At 47.5% G+C, this 17,793-nt stretch carries 12 protein-coding genes and 2 pseudogenes; 12 read left to right on the forward strand and 2 right to left on the reverse strand.

Annotation, left to right across the window (positions count from 1 at the left end):
- Window positions 1-60 precede the first annotated feature (60 nt).
- The 5 genes from ASL14_RS16825 to ltrA all read left to right on the forward strand — a co-directional run bounded on the left by ASL14_RS16825 (window position 61) and on the right by ltrA (window position 7,948).
- On the forward strand, window positions 61-1,185 hold the full coding sequence (locus tag ASL14_RS16825; protein ID WP_134912596.1) for an NADH:flavin oxidoreductase: 1,125 nt from the start codon (window positions 61-63) through the stop codon (window positions 1,183-1,185).
- A 153-nt stretch (window positions 1,186-1,338) separates the two neighbouring features.
- Window positions 1,339-1,707, forward strand: coding sequence for an ArsR/SmtB family transcription factor (locus tag ASL14_RS16830; protein WP_014278144.1), 369 nt, complete (start codon window positions 1,339-1,341; stop codon window positions 1,705-1,707).
- 188 nt (window positions 1,708-1,895) lie between these two features.
- A complete protein-coding gene (locus ASL14_RS16835; protein WP_134912598.1) occupies window positions 1,896-4,310 on the forward strand; it encodes a heavy metal translocating P-type ATPase in 2,415 nt (804 codons plus the stop codon).
- Between the two features lie 274 nt (window positions 4,311-4,584).
- Entirely contained in the window at window positions 4,585-5,970 is a 1,386-nt protein-coding gene (locus ASL14_RS16840; RefSeq protein ID WP_223264016.1) for an aldolase/citrate lyase/malate synthase family protein, read from the forward strand.
- Between the two features lie 577 nt (window positions 5,971-6,547).
- Window positions 6,548-7,948: a group II intron reverse transcriptase/maturase gene (gene ltrA / locus ASL14_RS16850; RefSeq protein WP_134912600.1), complete on the forward strand. Its 1,401-nt coding sequence runs from the start codon at window positions 6,548-6,550 to the stop codon at window positions 7,946-7,948.
- A gap of 343 nt (window positions 7,949-8,291) precedes the next feature.
- Here ltrA and ASL14_RS16855 read toward each other — a convergent pair.
- Window positions 8,292-9,594 (reverse strand): annotated as a pseudogene (locus ASL14_RS16855) (IS1380 family transposase).
- A 433-nt stretch (window positions 9,595-10,027) separates the two neighbouring features.
- Between ASL14_RS16855 and ASL14_RS16860 the strand changes: the two are divergent.
- The 7 genes and pseudogenes from ASL14_RS16860 (at window position 10,028) to ASL14_RS28165 (ending at window position 16,132) form a co-directional block, all read left to right on the forward strand.
- Window positions 10,028-12,097, forward strand: coding sequence for a serine hydrolase domain-containing protein (locus tag ASL14_RS16860; RefSeq protein ID WP_049825158.1), 2,070 nt, complete (start codon window positions 10,028-10,030; stop codon window positions 12,095-12,097).
- A gap of 469 nt (window positions 12,098-12,566) precedes the next feature.
- On the forward strand, window positions 12,567-12,794 hold the full coding sequence (locus ASL14_RS16865) for a hypothetical protein (protein WP_134912602.1): 228 nt from the start codon (window positions 12,567-12,569) through the stop codon (window positions 12,792-12,794).
- A 426-nt stretch (window positions 12,795-13,220) separates the two neighbouring features.
- The gene (locus tag ASL14_RS29605) at window positions 13,221-13,286 is read left to right on the forward strand and encodes a hypothetical protein (RefSeq protein ID WP_407672911.1); all 66 of its coding nucleotides are present in this window, start codon (window positions 13,221-13,223) and stop codon (window positions 13,284-13,286) included.
- Between the two features lie 19 nt (window positions 13,287-13,305).
- Window positions 13,306-14,474: pseudogene (locus ASL14_RS16875) on the forward strand (serine hydrolase domain-containing protein).
- Window positions 14,475-14,630: 156 nt separating this feature from the next.
- A complete protein-coding gene (locus ASL14_RS16880) occupies window positions 14,631-14,975 on the forward strand; it encodes a PadR family transcriptional regulator (protein ID WP_025717778.1) in 345 nt (114 codons plus the stop codon).
- The gene (locus ASL14_RS16885; RefSeq protein ID WP_134912604.1) at window positions 14,968-15,522 is read left to right on the forward strand and encodes a DUF1700 domain-containing protein; all 555 of its coding nucleotides are present in this window, start codon (window positions 14,968-14,970) and stop codon (window positions 15,520-15,522) included. The genes ASL14_RS16880 and ASL14_RS16885 overlap by 8 nt, the downstream gene beginning before the upstream one ends.
- A gap of 151 nt (window positions 15,523-15,673) precedes the next feature.
- A complete protein-coding gene (locus ASL14_RS28165) occupies window positions 15,674-16,132 on the forward strand; it encodes an IS110 family transposase (protein WP_223264360.1) in 459 nt (152 codons plus the stop codon).
- Window positions 16,133-16,438: 306 nt separating this feature from the next.
- Here ASL14_RS28165 and ASL14_RS16895 read toward each other — a convergent pair whose 3' ends face one another.
- Complete coding sequence (locus tag ASL14_RS16895) at window positions 16,439-17,704, reverse strand: IS110 family RNA-guided transposase (protein WP_134912606.1); 1,266 nt, start codon at window positions 17,702-17,704, stop codon at window positions 16,439-16,441.
- Between the last annotated feature and the right edge of the window lie 89 nt (window positions 17,705-17,793).

Genomic DNA, 17,793 nt, shown 5'->3' on the forward strand with positions numbered 1-17,793 from the left:
TGGAATTGTATAACAGTAGAATGAAAACGATAATACTAGTGGAGAGCGGAGGAAAAAGTAATGAACACAGAATTACTGTTTAAACCTTTTAAGGCAGGTAATTTATCTCTTCCCAATCGGATTGTTATGGCGCCTATGACACGGAATTTTTCTCCTCAAGGTATTCCAGGGTCTGATGTAGCCGCGTATTATCGTCGCCGTGCGGAAAATGCAGTTGGATTGATTATTACGGAGGGCACTGCTATTAATCATCCTGCAGCTGTGGAACACACAAGCATTCCTAATTTTTATGGTGAGGGATTAAAGGGATGGGCCAAGGTAGTCGAGGAGGTTCATGCGGTAGGTGGCAAGATTATACCGCAGCTCTGGCATGTGGGTACGGCCCGTAAAATAGGTGCGGATAATCAACCGAATCCCGAGGCGTTGCCTGTCGGTCCGTCCGGTATCTCTCCTGCTGGTGAAAAGGTAGTTGAGCCGTTGAAGGAGGCCGAGATTACCAGTATTATCGAAGCCTATGCCCAGGCAGCAGCCGATGCTCAGCGGGTAGGTTTCGATGGCATTGAGCTTCATGGTGCCCACGGCTATTTAATTGATCAGTTTTTCTGGGACAAAACCAACAAGCGTACCGATCAATACGGAGGCAATTTGGCCCAGCGTACTCGGTTTGCAGTGGAGGTCATTGAGGCTTGTCGTCGTGCAGTGGGGCCGAATTTCCCAATTGTATTGCGATTCTCCCAGTGGAAGATGTACCATTATGAAGAAAAACTGGCACAGACACCACAGGAACTGGAACAGTTTCTGGCTCCATTAGTGAAGGCCGGGGTAGATGTATTCCATTGCTCAAGCCGCCGTTTTTGGGAACCGGAATTTGAAGGGTCTGATCTAAACCTGGCAGCTTGGACCAAAAAGATTACAGGCAAGCCAGTTATTACTGTGGGCTCGATTGGTTTGGAAAAGGCCTTTTTGAGTGATTTGGAAAAAAATAATAGTCGTCAAACCGATCAATCCAGTAGTGTAGAGGCAAGATTAGAACAACTCGTGGGGCAAGTAGAACGAGAGGAAGCTGATCTGGTTGCGGTTGGACGTGCTTTGCTGGTTGATCCGGCGTTTGCGGTGAAGTTACGTGATCAACAAATAGAAGAAATTATTCCCTACAGTGATGAAGCATTAAAAACGTTGAATTAAGCCTTATTTAGCGCAACGCTATACAGGGTGGGTAGCCAGGCATTGAGACTTGAAAATTCTCTGTTACAGGGCAAGCTGTAATATAAGCTATTCGTAAATTCTACGAATTTGCTATAATAGGAGCATCAAGTCGAAATACACGGGGTGAAATGGATGAATTCTGAAACGGAAGCTTTGGATTGCGAGCCGGCTTGTCACGGTTCAGACAAAGAAATCGAGCACATAAAATCTTCTCTTGTTGAGGATTCCATCGCATACAAAATGTCGGAGCTGTTCAAAGCCTTGGGTGATCCGACACGGATCAAGCTAATCTACGCTTTGGCTCAGAAGGAGCTGTGTGTACATGATCTGACCCAGGTATTGAATATGGGGCAGTCTGCCGTATCTCACCAGCTTCGTTATTTACGTAATTTGCGGATTGTCAAACGCCGCAAGGAAGGCAAGACGGTGTTTTATTCGCTGGATGATAATCATGTGGAGCAGATATTTTTGCAAACCCACCAGCACATTTCACATCAATGATTTTTGGATCAAAAAACAGCAGAGCGCCAGCGCATGGCGCTCTTTTGGTGTTTGTCTGGGGAATCGGAGCTTTTTTTGGCGAAAAGAGGCTATTGTCATTGACTTTTGACCCTGATCCTGAATATAATGGCCTTAATAAATAATATATGAACAGTTGCTCATATATAGTTAATTGGAGGCCAATGATTATGGATGCTCTGAAAAGAACGGAACGGCACGAATGGATTTTGGAAGGTTTGGATTGCGCCAACTGTGCTCTGAAGATTGAAAATGGAGTCAGTAAAATAGAAGGTGTACTTGATTGCTCGGTCAATTTTGTGACGAAAACATTGACGATGACAGCAAGCCCGGATCAAAAAGAGGAGATTCTTCGTCAAACGGAACAGAAGGTTCACAGACTGGAGCCTCACGTCCGTATGATCGAAAAAAGCGCACGTGGACGCTCGAGTGAGATCCATCGCAGTGTGGCGGGTGCCGCACAGGCAGGCAGTTCAGGGGAGCGCCCCCATAGTCATGAGCATGGTGAAGGACATACGCATGAGAACGGTCAACAACATGGAGTTCACAGCCACACAGGTCATACTCATAGTCATGAAGCACATGCTGAGGAAGTTCATGCCCATGATGGCCACCACCATGGCGAACATGCACATGATCATGGTGATTCCACACATGCTCATTCACATTCGCATGAGGATGACAGCCATGCCGGGCATACACATGACCACGGTACAGACGGTATGCGCCGGATGATTGCACGCTTGGCTATCGGTGCAGTCGTTGCGGCAGTTGCCTGGTGGTTGCCTGTAGAGGGCCTAGGCAAGCTGGCACTGTTTTTACTGGCATATATCATTGTCGGCGGAGATGTAGTCTTGCAGGCTGTTCGCAGTCTGGTGCGGGGAATGGCTTTTGACGAGTATTTCCTGATGACGGTGGCAACGGTTGGCGCATTTGCAATTGGGCAATATCCGGAAGGCGTAGCCGTCATGTTCTTTTATCAAATCGGTGAGCTATTCCAGGGGATTGCGGTCAATCGTTCGCGCAAATCCATCAGCGACCTTATGGATATTCGACCGGACTATGCCAACCTGAAGACAGCTAATTCCGTAAGTCGTGTGTCACCCGAGGATGTGCGTGTAGGTGATCTGATTGTAATCAAGCCGGGCGAGAAGATTCCGCTGGATGGTAAAGTTGTAGACGGAAAATCGCATGTGGATACCTCGGCGTTGACGGGTGAATCCGTGCCTCGTACCGTGGAGCCGGGAAGCAGTGTGATGAGCGGATTTATAAATACAAACGGACTTTTAACTGTAGAGGTTAGCAAGGAATTCAGCGAATCGGCGGTCTCCAAAATTTTGGAGCTGGTGCAAAATGCGAGCGCCAAAAAAGCGCCGACTGAAAAGTTTATCACCAAGTTTTCCAGATACTATACTCCTGTTGTGGTTATCGTTGCGTTGCTGCTGGCAGTCGTTCCACCGCTCTTCGTACCGGGGGCACTGTTTGCAGATTGGGTATATCGTGCACTTGTTTTCCTCGTCATTTCTTGCCCATGTGCGCTGGTCGTATCCATTCCGTTGGGCTTCTTTGGCGGAATCGGGGCAGCCTCTCGTTCAGGTGTGCTGATTAAAGGCGGGAACTATCTTGAAGCACTGAACCATGTGAAATATGCTGTTTTTGATAAAACAGGTACACTCACCAAAGGGGTTTTCCGTGTAACAGGAATTTACCCTGTCGGGGAATTTACGAAGGAAAGTTTGCTGGAAACGGCCGCTTTGGCTGAGCTGCACTCCACACATCCTATTGCCACTTCCCTGCGTGAATCCTATGGCAAGGAGCTTCAAGCCGAGCGGGTACAGCAATATAGCGAAATTTCCGGCCATGGAATTCAGGCACACATAGATGGTCGTCTGGTGTTGGCCGGGAATTCAAAGCTAATGGAGCGGGAGCAAGTCGCTTATAACGACGCACAACGTGCAGGAACACTTGATGAGGGAACGGTCATTCATGTAGCTGTAGACGGAATGTACGCCGGATGCATCCTGATTTCGGATGAGGTCAAAGAGGACGCGGCACGAACGATTGCTTCACTGAAAAAGCTGGGTATAGTGAAAACGATCATGCTGACAGGTGACAACCGGACGGTTGCAGAGGCCGTAGGACGACAGTTGGGTCTGGACGAAGTACGTGCAGAGCTGTTACCCCAGCATAAAGCCGAAGCGATTGAACAACTGTCTGCAAGTAAAAAAGCGGGCGACAAGATTTTGTTTGTGGGCGACGGGATTAATGATACCCCTGTGCTGGCGCTGGCAGATGTAGGTGTAGCGATGGGCGGTTTGGGTTCAGATGCCGCGATTGAGGCGGCGGATATCGTGATCATGAACGACGAGCCTTCGAGACTGGTTACAGCGATTCATATCGCCAAGAATACGCGTCGTATCGTGTGGCAGAATATTATATTTGCGCTCGGTGTCAAAGTCGTGTTTCTCACGTTGGGTGCCTTCGGTATTGCTACCATGTGGGAGGCTGTATTTTCCGATGTGGGCGTAACACTGCTTGCCGTACTAAATGTTATGCGTGTACTGAAAGTACGTTCTTTCGAATAAAAAAATCAGTGCCCTCGGGTTATCATCGGATGTATTCATCCTGTGAGATCCGGGGGTTTTTTTGCGCTAAATGCTGCGGTTTAATCTATGTTTTCCGGTCGTTCTACTGATATGTATAAATGTGGGGTGCGCCTAATACGTTAAGGTAGGGACCTTACATGTAAGTCTCATTTGAATTCTGTTTGCCGTCTAATAAGTAAGCGTTCTCTTTTAGGTGGGATACTCGAATTCGTGTGTGCCAACTTGCTGACGGAAGAAAGGATGGATTTGTAGCATGGAGGCTAAACTGATGCATGTATTCGCAGAACTGTTGAGTGAAAAAAACAGCCGGAATTGCGAAGACCCCGAGTCGGGGAGTGAGGCTGCTGCACAGAGACTGGCTATCGAGTCGGTGCTCGCAGGGTGCAGTGAAGTATCTGCCTCTCAGGAGGAAGACCCGCTGGGCTGGCTTGTCGGATTAGCCGAACAGGGCATAATCAGTCATGAGGAGGCGTTGCTGGCTGCGGATTCCGAGCTAATTGGGGAAACGCTGCTGAATAAGGGCAACGATGACAGGGAAGCGATGATCAGACTGCTGGAATGGAGCGATGAATACAGGCGTTTATTTATACGTATCTATGCCGATGACCCTGCCCATGTGAATTATACAAGCAAGGAGTCAGCGATAGGAGTAAGTATGGGCAACCTTGATGGCTATAGTCTTCTGCACGGCCCTTTGTCGCAGTCGTCCAGCCGTGTGGCTGAATTATGCCGTGCCTATCTGGACGCGGCGGAGTCCGGCCATACGATTCATGGTCCTGACGGGGAGCAAGCCCCCCTCCTTATTCCAGGCTCCCGTGCATCAGACACGTACAAAGCCTTTAATCAGGCATCTGGCTTGCCCGGATTGTGTGAACATCTGTCCCGGCGAATTATTGGACTACTGGAAACAGAGTATGAAGGGTTGTTCGAGTCTCTGAACGGATTGCCACTCACGATCGCCCTGATTGAACAGAACAACGCGGTGGGCATTGGAAGCTTGCAAGATATGCAGTTGGAGGCGTTGCTGCGTGCAGCGTTGCGAAGTGTGCAGCAGGGGGGAGAACCGCAGCTGGAGATTATGGTACGCAATCCGGCTGACGTGAACCAATTTCGGGTCACACGGGACTGGATCGACGGCGTTGCGGAGCAAACCTTATGCGGCCGCCTGCGGTGCATTCCATATCGGGTAGGTGTGCTTTTGACGGTCGATGCGTCCTCGAAGCTCAATGTCAGCCTAACATGGAACGGGGAGGCCAAACCGTCTCATGAGTCTGCCAGTGCCAATCTCAAGCCGGAAGTGAGAGCGCAACAGATCAAGCAGGCGGCTCAAGCCGCAGATATGGCACGTTTTGCCGATGCGGTGATTTTGGAAGCTACGCGGTTTCCTTCATATGATGTGGACGCGGATCTGTCCGATCTGTCTGTCGGCGGTCATGAGGGAACGAGCGATACGATAGAACGCATGACGCAGGCCATCCGGGGCGTGAAGCCCAAACTTCCCGTATGGGCTGCGTTTGACGAAGTCCATACGCTATTGGATGGAGCCGGAATATGGGCAAGCAGGCTGACTGGCATCATTTGCCCGGAAACGGGGGCTATCGCCGCGCGCCTTGCGGCTGCACGTTACGCATTGCTGTAAGACCTAGAGGGGGAATATGGTTCCAACACCTCGCATAACCAAGCACAGCATTTTCCCTTGTAGCCCGAATGTAACGCGAATTTCATTTCATAAAAGATGCTTAAGCTGTATAGAAAGGATATCTGCGCAGTTGCGCGGATATCCTTTTTTATGTGCGCCCGGCATGGGCGATAACTTGGCGGTGAAAGTCCGCTACAGGCTTGGCAGTAGGAACTGTTAGCCAAAGGCAAGGGTGTCCGCCGCGAGGCGGAATCTGAAGGAAGCCGGCGGCAAACCCTCGGTCTGACGAACAGAAATCACATAGAAGGCATGGTGAGACGGACGAGCTTGCATAACAAAGCAAAGTCCAATACTGCCCGAATCTCATCATGTAGATGTGGCAGATGGATGAGGTGAAAGTTATCGCTCTTACCCGGGGAGGTCTCACGGACGTCGAGTAGGAAAAAAAACCGAAAGACGGAGTAAAGCTCGCTGTGAGAAGTCAGCAGACGCCATAGTACGCAATCCGCGCCAGCGGCAAGCGGAAGGGCTGAACAATCGTAAGTCTCGAATACAGACTGAAAGGAGAATCGATGCGATGAAAGCAGAATACCGAAAGGGCTGCCGGCAAAGGGATAGCGTGGAACGCGAAGAGTATGCAGGAGCGCGGAGCATCGAAGCTCGGGAAGGAAAAGAAAGAGACGGTGCAGAGGGCCTGCTGGAACGGATATTGGACAGAGATAATCTGAACCGAGCGTACAAGCAGGTCAAGCGCAACCACGGCGCACCGGGTATCGACGGGATGACCGTAGAAGAGGCGCTGCCGTGGCTGCGAGAGAACAGAGGCGAGCTGCTGCAAAGCATCCGGGAAGGAAGATACAAGCCAAGCCCCGTGCGGCGGAAGGAAATTCCCAAACCAGATGGAAGCGGCGTGCGAAAACTCGGCATTCCCACGGTGGTGGATCGCATCATCCAGCAAGCCCTCGCCCAGCAGTTGCAACCCCTCTTCGAGCCGCTCTTTTCGGATGTAAGCTACGGCTATCGTCAGGGGCGAAGTGCGCAGCAAGCCATCCGAAAAGTGAAAGCGTATGCGGAGCAAGGGTACGGCCATGCGGTAGAAATCGACCTTTCGAAATACTTCGATACGTTGAACCACGAGTTGCTTCTTCATCTTCTGCGCAACCAAGTCCAGGATAACCGGGTAATCGAGCTGATCAAGAAGTATCTGAAAAGCGGAGTCATGGAAAATGGAGTTCGCCGCGAAACAGAAGAAGGATCTCCCCAAGGTGGCCCATTGTCCCCGCTATTGGCAAACATCTACCTGAACGAATTCGATCAGGAGATGGAAAGCCGAGGGGTGACGGTCATCCGCTATGCGGACGACATCGTGGTGCTTGTGAAGAGCAAGCGCGCAGCGATGCGGCTGCTGGAATCAAGTCGGACGTATTTGGAAAAGCGGCTAAAGCTCCAAATGAACACGCAGAAGAGCAAAGTGGTCAGCGTTGTGGCACAGAAGCATTTCAAATTCCTCGGATTTGCATTGGGGAAGAACGGGAAAGGCGTATACGTACGCGTACATCGACAATCTCTAGCCAAGGCAAAGAAGAAGTTGAAAGAGTTAACGAGTCGAAGCCAAGGCAGGAACGCACGGCAGGTGATGGAGAACGTAAAGGTCTACATTCGCGGCTGGATCGGCTATTTCTACGTGGCTGACATGAAACGAATCCTGCAAAGCTGGAATGAATGGTTGCGAAGACGGATGCGCATGTACATCTGGAAGCAGTGGAAGAAGCCGAGAACGAAGGTGCAGAACCTGCGAAAGCTGGGAGTGCCGGAGTGGCAGGCCTACCAATGGGGAAATACAAGGCTCGGGTACTGGCGAATTGAGGGTAGTGCGATCCTGCACCGCTCTGTTACAAACGAAAAGCTCGCACAGGCAGGGTATTATGACTTCCCTGTCCAGTACGAGCGTCTTCGTCAATTGCACTCAAGCGGTTGAACCGCCGTATACCGAACGGTACGTACGGTGGTGTGAGAGGTCGGCTACTCAACTAATGGGTAGCCTCCTACTCGATTGGTAATGGGAAGAAATAAAGTCTGTAATTTAAGGATTCGTTTTTACAATCCGTCACTTATAATATCAGAAAGAATAGAAGAAAAAATATTATCCTGAATTTCGAAAGCCCGTAACAGTAAGGAATCGAGAGACTCAGCGTTCGAAAAACCTGTAAGAATCAGGGATAATTTACAGGGGGAATATTCAAAAATTGATTTCCAGCATACAACTTCCCCCACCCCAGAAGACCGGGCATCTGAATTTCCATGTTAGATTTTAGAAGTCTTCATTCTAGCTGGGCAATGCGGAATTCCATCCGTTTCCAGCTGTGGCGGTTTGTGAATGTCTTCGCCAGTTTGAGGACGGTGGTTCGACTGTGACTCACCAGCGTTGCTGCACAGTGGAAGAATTCCAGACGAAACCTTGCAATGGTATAGCCCCCTATGAACCGGTTCGCAGCAATCTCGTTTGAAGCGCTCGTAGAGGTTATAGGCCAGCAATTTGACGAGCCGGTCGATTTCATTCGCTTTAAAAGAGCCGGTGGCGATTTTATCGATGGAAAATCCGCGTTTGGCTTCCTTGATGTAGTTCTCCATACAACAGCGTTGGTTATAAAAGCGCCACAAATCGATGGATTCCCAATCCAGGTTCGTGACGATGGCCTCGTACTCCCAGTCGGTATCCAGCAGGAGACAAGCTTGGTCATCATCAACGACTTTTGCCTTGCGGATCACGGCGACCCGCCGAGGCTTTTTCCAAGACGTGGCTTGGTACCCAAGAGCGATGCCTTCAATGATCCAGTCTTCGTCCACGTAACGTTTCCAGTACCGGCAAGCGGCCACTTCTGTTGCCAAACGCTTTGTCCATTTCATTTTGCCCACGTATCCAATCTTCCGCCCCTCCCACATGGAATAGAAGTCTTCGCCGCCAAAACCTTTGTCAAACCGGGAATAGAGAACCTGGTGCTGACCTAAGAGGTTAAAGGTCTCTTCCAGAAAAGGGACAGCCTCGGTGGAGGAGTGAACATTTCCTGCGCGGAGCACGGCATTCAGGCAAAGGCGGGACTGTCCCTCAAAAGCGAGCAAGGGGTGGTAGCTTTTTCGCCCCGGTTTATGGGCATTCACGCCTTTTGCTGCTTTGGCCTGATGGCCATAGACCGTCTCCACCGTCGAATCCAAATCAAGAATGAGCTTGGAAGGCAGACAAGGCCGGATCACTTCGAGGTTCACTTGCCGGAGTTCCATTCGAACATGGGGATTGGTTTTCCCCAGCCGATCCAGTTCTTTGTAGAGAAGGGAGTGGTGTGGACAGCGTCCTCCAAGAAACCGCTGAAGGAGAGAGTCCTTTTGCCATCGGCGAAAGTGAAAAAGACGCTCACAGCCGAGAACCCAGCCGACAATGAGATATAGCAGAATGCGATGCACGGAAAACAAGGCATTGTGTGCTTTGCCTCCGGCTAAGATTTGCAGCACCTGGCTCAGTTTAATTTTTTCGAGATAATCGAGGAAGATCTTGCTTCCTCCGATGCTTGTGGACTGATCCAGTGAAAATTCGGTCTTGATTTTATGGATGGGTGTGGTAGACTTCACCTAAAAGGTGCTCCTCTCTTTGGGTGATTTTGTTCTCGCAAACACCATTCTACCAAAGATTTGAGCCCTTTTTTTTGTTTTTTAATAGAAGGTTACTTTCGAAATTTAGGTTAATGTTTCCTATATTGTATGCGGAAGCCCCTTAGGAGTAAAAAAACGCTATGCCGGCCACATCCAAAGGCTTAGCGTATATTTTCGTTAAAATGTTGGCGGGACCCCAGGAAGCGCTTGAGTAGGGCCGTGTTTATCCGCAGTACAAGCATTGAAAATAATAGTGCAAAGGATCAGGTCGCTGCTGCGGTCTGATCCTTTTTTGCTTGACCTTAGTCTAGGTAATGAACTAGACGGAAGACTGTGTGGGGAAATAATCCATCATGTTATACTGAGAGGGCACTTCCAGCCTATACCAATTTCATTGAAGGAGAATTTTCTAATGCGTAAAAAAAGAGTTACAAAAGTGCTCGCTGTAACGCTAAGCACGTCTCTAGCTGTGACTTACTTGATTGCTTTGGTCGGAGGGCATAGTGTTAGTGCGGAACAGCCCCCTCTTAAGGGGCAAACAATCACAGCGATTCAACCTGCAGCTGTTCCTGCTGCTCCAAGCGGTCCGGTTGACCCCAAAGAAGTGGAGGCCTTCGCGGACAATTACTTTGGGGAAAGCTTGAAGAAGTTCAATGTCCCGGGTGCCATGTTCGTCGTCGTTCAGGACGGACAAGTAGTTTTATCCAAAGGATACGGGTATGCAAACAAAGAAAGCAAAACCCCAGTTGATTCCAATACCGTTTTTCGCATCGGTTCCATTTCTAAGACGTTTACGGCTGCGGCTGTGCTGCAGCTTGCTGACCAAGGGAAGATCAAGCTGGATCAGGACATCCAATCCTATCTCGGAGGTATCACAATACCCAATTCGACAGGTAAACCGCTAACTATGGAAAATATGCTGACCCACATGACTGGGTTCGATTTCCCATATGAAAAAGATGATGACGCCTCGCCCGATCTTCTTAATCAAGAGACTTCTCTTCGAGATTTCTTAATTGATCGAATGCCAACCATCGTCCGGACGCCGGGGGAAGCCTACCAGTATGACGATTATGCTTTTGCTTTGGCGGGATATGCCGTGGAACAAGTTACCGGGCTCCCTTTTCATGAATACATGGATAAAAACATCTTTCAGCCGCTCGGCATGAATTCTTCCCATGATCTTGTAACCCCAGAGCTTAAAGCCCGAATGGCTACAGCTTACGATCCGCAAGGCACGCCATATCCGGAGTATGGCATTTATCCTACGGACATGCCTCAGGGCGGAATGTTGTCCACCGGAAGCGATATGGCTAAATTCATGGTCATGCTTCTGCAAAAAGGAAAGGCCGGAGATCGGCAAATGTTAAGCGAACAAAGTGTTCAGCGAATGAGCAAGTTTTCCGTTTTCGCTCATCCGGCCATACCTATTACAAGCTATGGATTTGAAAGCATTTTCAATGAACTGTCGAATGGTCAGTATGTCGTCGGCAAAGGCGGGAACATCCCCGGATATGCCTCATGGATATGGCTACTGCCTGAGCGCAAAACGGGATTGTTCGTCATTTATAATAATGATTCCGAATTGCGCTCGGATTTGTATGCTGCCTTTATGAACCATTATTATCCGAAGAGCACCGAGACGCCTGAATCGGTATCACCTCTGACAGAACAGCAAGCCGCGCGTTACGTCGGATTATACAGAGACCTGCATACCCCGGCATTTGTGACTAGAATTACGTACAATAACGGACAACTTGTAGCGGAAGACAAATACAAATTGAGGAATGGCAAGACTACTTTGAAAAAGATAGATCCCTTGTTGTTTATGGATGACCACGGGAAGAAAATAGCATTTCTTGAACAAAAGGATGGCGGTATTGCTTATATGTACAGACCTACCAAATCACCGTTAGCCTATTCGCCCAAAATGCAGGAAAAAGCGCTGTTTTCCGATGTCTCGAAAGAAAGCCCCTACCAACCGTCTATTGAAAAGCTCCATTCGCTGGATATCATCAATGGAAGAGATGGGCGCAGCTTTGACCCCAAGGCACCCATGACCCGGGCGGAATTCATCACAATGCTGCTGCATGCTGTCGGCTATCCGCCCTCCAAATCGAAATCCGGTTACACGGATATCGAACACCATTTTGCGGTCAAAGAGATACAGGCGGCGGTCGAGCATCATTGGTTGGGGGAGGAGCCCGGAGGCCGATTTGAACCGGATCGCACGATAACTCGGGAAGAAATGGCCGTCATCTTAACGCGCATTCCTCTTCCATGGCCGCTTGGCGATGAGGTGCGATTGGCAGGGCAAACCGATGAATCGGCTATCAAGGCCGTAAGCAAGCTTGTTGCTGCCGGAGTTACGGATCCAGTCACAATAACCAATTCTGACGGTTCAGTCGATTTCCGCTCCAAAGCACCTTTGCTTCGCCAAGAAGCCTCCTTTTTCATTGACAAGGCTCTATTTGTTCCTTAATCTCTTATCGGCCGTTACAGCCGCATTCGCACCGTGACAGAAACTCCAATCATGACTAACTTGTTGTTTGCTTCCAGTTTCATCTTTCACTACCATCCTTTCTTCATTTGACGGATTGTAATATGAAGTGGACACCTGCTGGAAATCAATAAAAAAATGGCCCATGACCTGATTCGTGTAGAATGAAAGTTCCAACACCAGCATTCACACAAGGAGAATCAGTCCATGAGTTATTCACATCTTAGCCTAATCGAACGCAGCAAGCTAGAAATCCTGCATCAGCTGTCAGAAGAAAATAAAGTTGTAGACTAGAAAAAGACTGACGGTTCTTCCTTAAGCTAACGGGCAGAATAGTTGAATAAAATGTGGAAATATACTAATAGATTTCGTAATGACCTGATCGATGTGACGGCTACCGCAGAGCAAAGTATAAGGACAGCTACCGCGCAGGGCACGAAAGCAGTATTTTTTGTATGAAGCAGCCACCAAAGTATTAAAGGCAGCGCAGATCGGCGGCAGGCTCCCGAACATCGCCGCCCTGCAAGCGGAATACAAAAGGCTTCAAGAGGAAAAGCTGTATACCGACTATGGGAAACTGAAAAAGCAGGTAAAGGAATACGACGTTATCAAGCGGAACATTGATGGGATTTTGCGACAGCCAAGAGAAGCCGAACGGCAAAAGGAAACTGAACGATAAGCACAAAAAAGAACGGGGCGCGGCGGTCATTCATAGACCAACCGCACCCCGTTTTTACTATGGGTGTGTCACGCAGCAGAACGATGATTTTGAGGGAAAAGGTATAAAACCCTTGCTCCTCTCAAAACGCGTCCGGAAACCAGCACTATACAAGGGCCTATGCGCCCCTATTGCGTAACATCCCGCTGTTTCTGCTTGCGCTCGGCGGTTGTTGATACTGAATTTCTTTCAAAATATCTCTCGTTGAATAAAAAAATTCTGATATACTGTTGATAATTGAGGTACTGTGTTGTACGATGTATATGCAGGAGGTAGGTGTGAAAGGCGGAACAGATATGACGAATATATGAAAAACAAACCAGTTAACAGAGTATTTTAAGGAAAAGAATTAATTTCCGGGATGCGAAAAAAAGAGGAATTTACCGCTTGTTAGGACAGAATGGCGTTGGTAAAACAACAATTATGAAGATGATTACAAACTTACAATATTAATAGAGAAGAGGAATTTCTTATGAAAATACGTAGTCAAATTACATTTGCAAGTCTGGCCCTTTTAATAACTGGAAGTTCCCTGCTATACACATTGCCAACCTCAATTGTAAAAGCAGAGCCCACTCAAAATGTATCTAGTTCGTTACAAACAACCACTCAACGAGATCATAATTCCGTCAAGCAAGCAATGCGGGATACATTGCAACTTGGATTCCCGGGATACTTGCTAAAACTTCTGAGGGTGGAAAAACGTGGGGTTATGCCGCTGGGATAGCGAATCTGAGCACCAAGAAACCAATGGAAACAGATTTTCGATTTCGCATTGGCAGCGTGACGAAGACGTTCACCGCAACGGTTGTACTTCAATTAGCTGGAGAGAACCGCTTAAATCTAGACGACTCCATCGAAAAATGGTTGCCTGGTGTCATTCAAGGAAACGGATATAATGCTAAACAGATTACCATCCGGCAGATATTGAACCATACAAGTGGTATCGCTGAATACTCAAGGTCAAAAGACGCTGATTTTATGGATACAAAAAAATCGTATACGGCTGATGAAATAGTGAAGATGGGGATTTCTCTGCCCCCAGACTTTGTCCCAGGAAAGAGCTGGTCTTATTCAAACACGGGATACGTATTACTGGGTATTCTTATTGAAAAAGTAACCGGAAACAGCTACGCGGAAGAGATTGAAAAACGGATTATTGAACCGCTTGAATTGTCGGATACATTCCTACCTGGCAATTCAAGCGTTATTCCAGGCACCAAGCATGCTCGGGGATATTCCCAACCAGACGAAGCAAGTGAGATAAAAGACGTTACTTATTATAATCCAAGTGCAGGTAGCTCGGCTGGAGATATGATTTCTACTGCTGACGACTTAAATAAGTTCTTCTCTTCCTTGCTCGGTGGCAAATTACTGAAGGAACCGCAACTAAAACAAATGCTTACTACAGTTCCTGTAGGAAGATCAGGAATCGATGGATATGGTCTTGGAATCTCTGAATTTAAGCTTCCAAACGGTGTCTCGGTATGGGGGCACATAGGTGGCATTCTAGGGTTTTCTACTTTTGCAGGAGGTACACTTGGAGGCAAGCATACGTTGGTCGTCAGTTTGAACAGTTTGGGTAGAGATAACAGTCCTAATCCTTTTAAAAATATTTTACTTGCTGAATTTAGCAAATAGGAAAAAAGGAAAATACGAATAAATTTTGTCATAGTTTTTATAGTTAAAAATATACCTTTCTAGTTCAAAAGCCTCTGCGTTCGGCGGTTGTTGGTACTGAATTTATTGATAAATATAGTACTGTGTTGTACGATATATATGCAGGAGGTACAATACATGAATGTAGAAGATTGGAAATCACAAATTAAGCGAGGAACACTCGATTTTTGTATTCTATTGCTAATAAAGCAACGACCATATTATGGGTATGAAATCATAAGTAAGTTAGAGCGGTATCCTATTGTTGCTGCAAAAGAAAATACAATTTATCCACTGCTTAGAAGATTATTGAAAGAAGAATATATTTCTTCATCTTGGCAAGAAAGTACAGAGGGCTTGCCACCGAGAAAATATTATACCCTTACAGAAAAAGGAAACGAATACTTAAAAGCGATGTCCTTAGAATGGGATAATTTATTAACAGCTATATCAGAAATTAAAGGAGAGTTAGATTATGGATAAAATTATGAATGACTATCTTGTAAAAATTGAAAAGTATTTGAAATCTATGTCCGATTCCGAGCGTATTGACATTGTAAAAGAAATCAAAAGCGTAATGCTTGAATTGCAAAATAATGGTGTATCTTCTGAGCAAATCATCGAACGGTTAGGAAACCCAAAAGAATTAGCGACAGCATACTTAGGTGAAGCTATTTCAAAGAACAGTAAATTTAGTTGGCATAAATTCGGCGCAATATTTGCATTTTGTAGCAGCTTTGCAGGCGTCAGCGGTATGTTACTTTTGCCGTTCATCAGTACTCTTTCCATTGCTTTAATGATTGGTGGAGTTATTACGCTGATAGGCGGAATTGTTAAATTTTTCGGGTATCTTATGGGATATGATATTGCCGGAATAACAATCGAAATGGGAGCATTTACACCAAGCCCAATGCAGTTCTTGCCAATTTCTATTGTGATTGGTGTGTTAATGTTTTGGCTCGGGAAAGTCTTATGGAAGCTTACTATTAAATATATACACGCAATTAGTCAGAAAAAGAAAACAGTGTAATAATATAAAGAACGGGGCGCGGCGGTCATTCATAGACCAACCGTACCCCGTTTTTACTATGGGTGTGTCACGCAGTAAAGCCCTTACCCCTCTCAAAACGAGAGCGGAAACCTGCGCTATACAGGGGCTTATGCACCCCTATCGCTTAACAATGCCCGTTGTTGTCCTTGAGGCAACCGGACATTACCATCGAAATCTGGTAGGGTATCTTAAACGCAGTGGATGGATTCATTACATCGTCAACCCCCTGCAAGCGAAACGATCGAAAGGCACACAGCTTCGTAAGGTGAAAACAGATGCAGCAGATGCTTGGCATTTGGCTGAGATGAATTACCGAGGGGACGTTAAAGCACACCGTAGCCATCGGAGTTCGCGACTGGAGATGAGCCGGGTTACCGGGCATGCGGCTATCACAATTGGGCAAAAGAGCATTTCAAAATGGAGATTAGCTTTGTGTTTATGTATATTTAGTGGTCAAACTGTACTCTGTACTTTGTGTTTAGGTTATGTTCTCGATGAACCAGTAGAAGTCCGGATCATTGAGCTCCCTCAATATGATTTAGTTTTCTCACTCAGGCTCATGAATTCGCAGGATTTCACCCTTAGCTAAGTGTGAGGTGAGAAGGAAACAGAGAAGGCGGTGGCTTGGAGCAACTGTAAGGGCATGCAAGAATAAAGGTGAGAGTATATCACCCAATTTGTTCCATATCCTGCACGTCTCCATGTCGCCCCTAGCGATTTTCACTCCCATGTCTCAACGGGTCTCATGCCCTTTCATTCCTTCGTCACATCTAACTAAGGGGTGGAGGTCGGTTTTTCTAACGGAACGGGTCCGAGCCCTTTTGCATAATGCCTCCCGATACTCCGTGCTTCTTGTCCATCCTGCGAATGCATCAACTGGCGAAAAATAACCTGTTTAAGCGGATTGCGGAAATACTTTAGCCGAACTGTAAGCCTCGCTGCTCTTAGCCAGGCCAACAAGCATTCGGGCCACTTTACCACATAATTTCATAATGGATTTCATTTTCTTGAGCTTTTTCACGTCTACATTGTAGTGGTGCAGGGCTCTAACATCCGGATTGGTCATGACCATACACATTGTCATGAGGTAGATAAAGCGCCTTAGTCGCGGTCGACCGCGCTTACTTAGCACCATTTTCCCACGCCATTTCCCGGAACTAGCCTCAGCCAGATTTAGACCCGCATGACGAAGCAAGGCATTTCCGTGTGCATAACCACTAAGATCACCAGCTTCTCCTAACACACCGGCTAGACTGGTTACATTTACACCTCGAATGGTGAGTAACTTTTGGGCATAGGGAATGCGTTCTAATACGAGATGTACTTCATGTGCAATCTGCTCAAGCTGGCGCTGAGCCAAATCATATTCTTCGAGAAGTTGATCCAAGTGAATCTTGTAGGCGTGTAGCGCCTTTGTTGCACCTACGCTGCGTTTAGCAAATGTAATAAGCTGCTCAGCCCGCTGCAAACCCGCATGACGCTTCACATATTGCTTCCAGCCGGCAATGACTTGCTCTGTCGTTAATCGGCTAATTTCCTTGGGGAGAGGAAACAGCCTTAACGTGGCAATGGCACTGGTACAAGTGAGGATTTTAAAGACATGCCGAAGTTCTGGGAAAACAATATCTACCCAGCGATGAATCTGGTTAACAGCGCTGTTAAGCCGTTTAGTAACCGTGTCACGATTGGCCATGAGAATCCGCAGCTCCTCGTAGGCTTCCGGGTTGAATCTTACGGGGGAATAGTAGCCGTTCTTGACCATATCCGCGATGACGAGCGCGTCTTTGCGGTCGCTCTTTGACGGGGTATTGTCTCGGTTTTCCTTATTCTTTTTGACAAGGTGGGGATTTACGAGGACGGCTTCAATTCCACGAGAAGAGAGCCAGCGAGCCAGGCTCAGCCAGTAGTGGCCGGTCGGTTCCATACCAACAATGATTTTGCTCAGCTTGTAAGACTTGAGCAGATCTTGAATCCAACGACCGAATAGTTGAAAGCCCTCGTCATAACTACCAAACTCTAACGGCGATCCCAAAGCAATTCCTCGAAAGCTGACCGCACGAGCGACGTGAGACTCCTGAGCAATATCTACGCCGACTACCAAATGTAATGAGGAAATGTTTTCAATGAGTTGATTTTGCTTCTCCTGAGCCTTAAACTTCATGGTAGAGCGACCTCCTGGATGATGGGCTTTTTGAGGCAATGACCTCGTGTGCAACCCCATCGTACCGAGGCGCTCGTTTTTGTGCAAAG

Source organism: Paenibacillus sp. IHB B 3084 (genome assembly GCF_001447315.1).
Taxonomy (GTDB): Bacteria; Bacillota; Bacilli; order Paenibacillales; family Paenibacillaceae; genus Paenibacillus.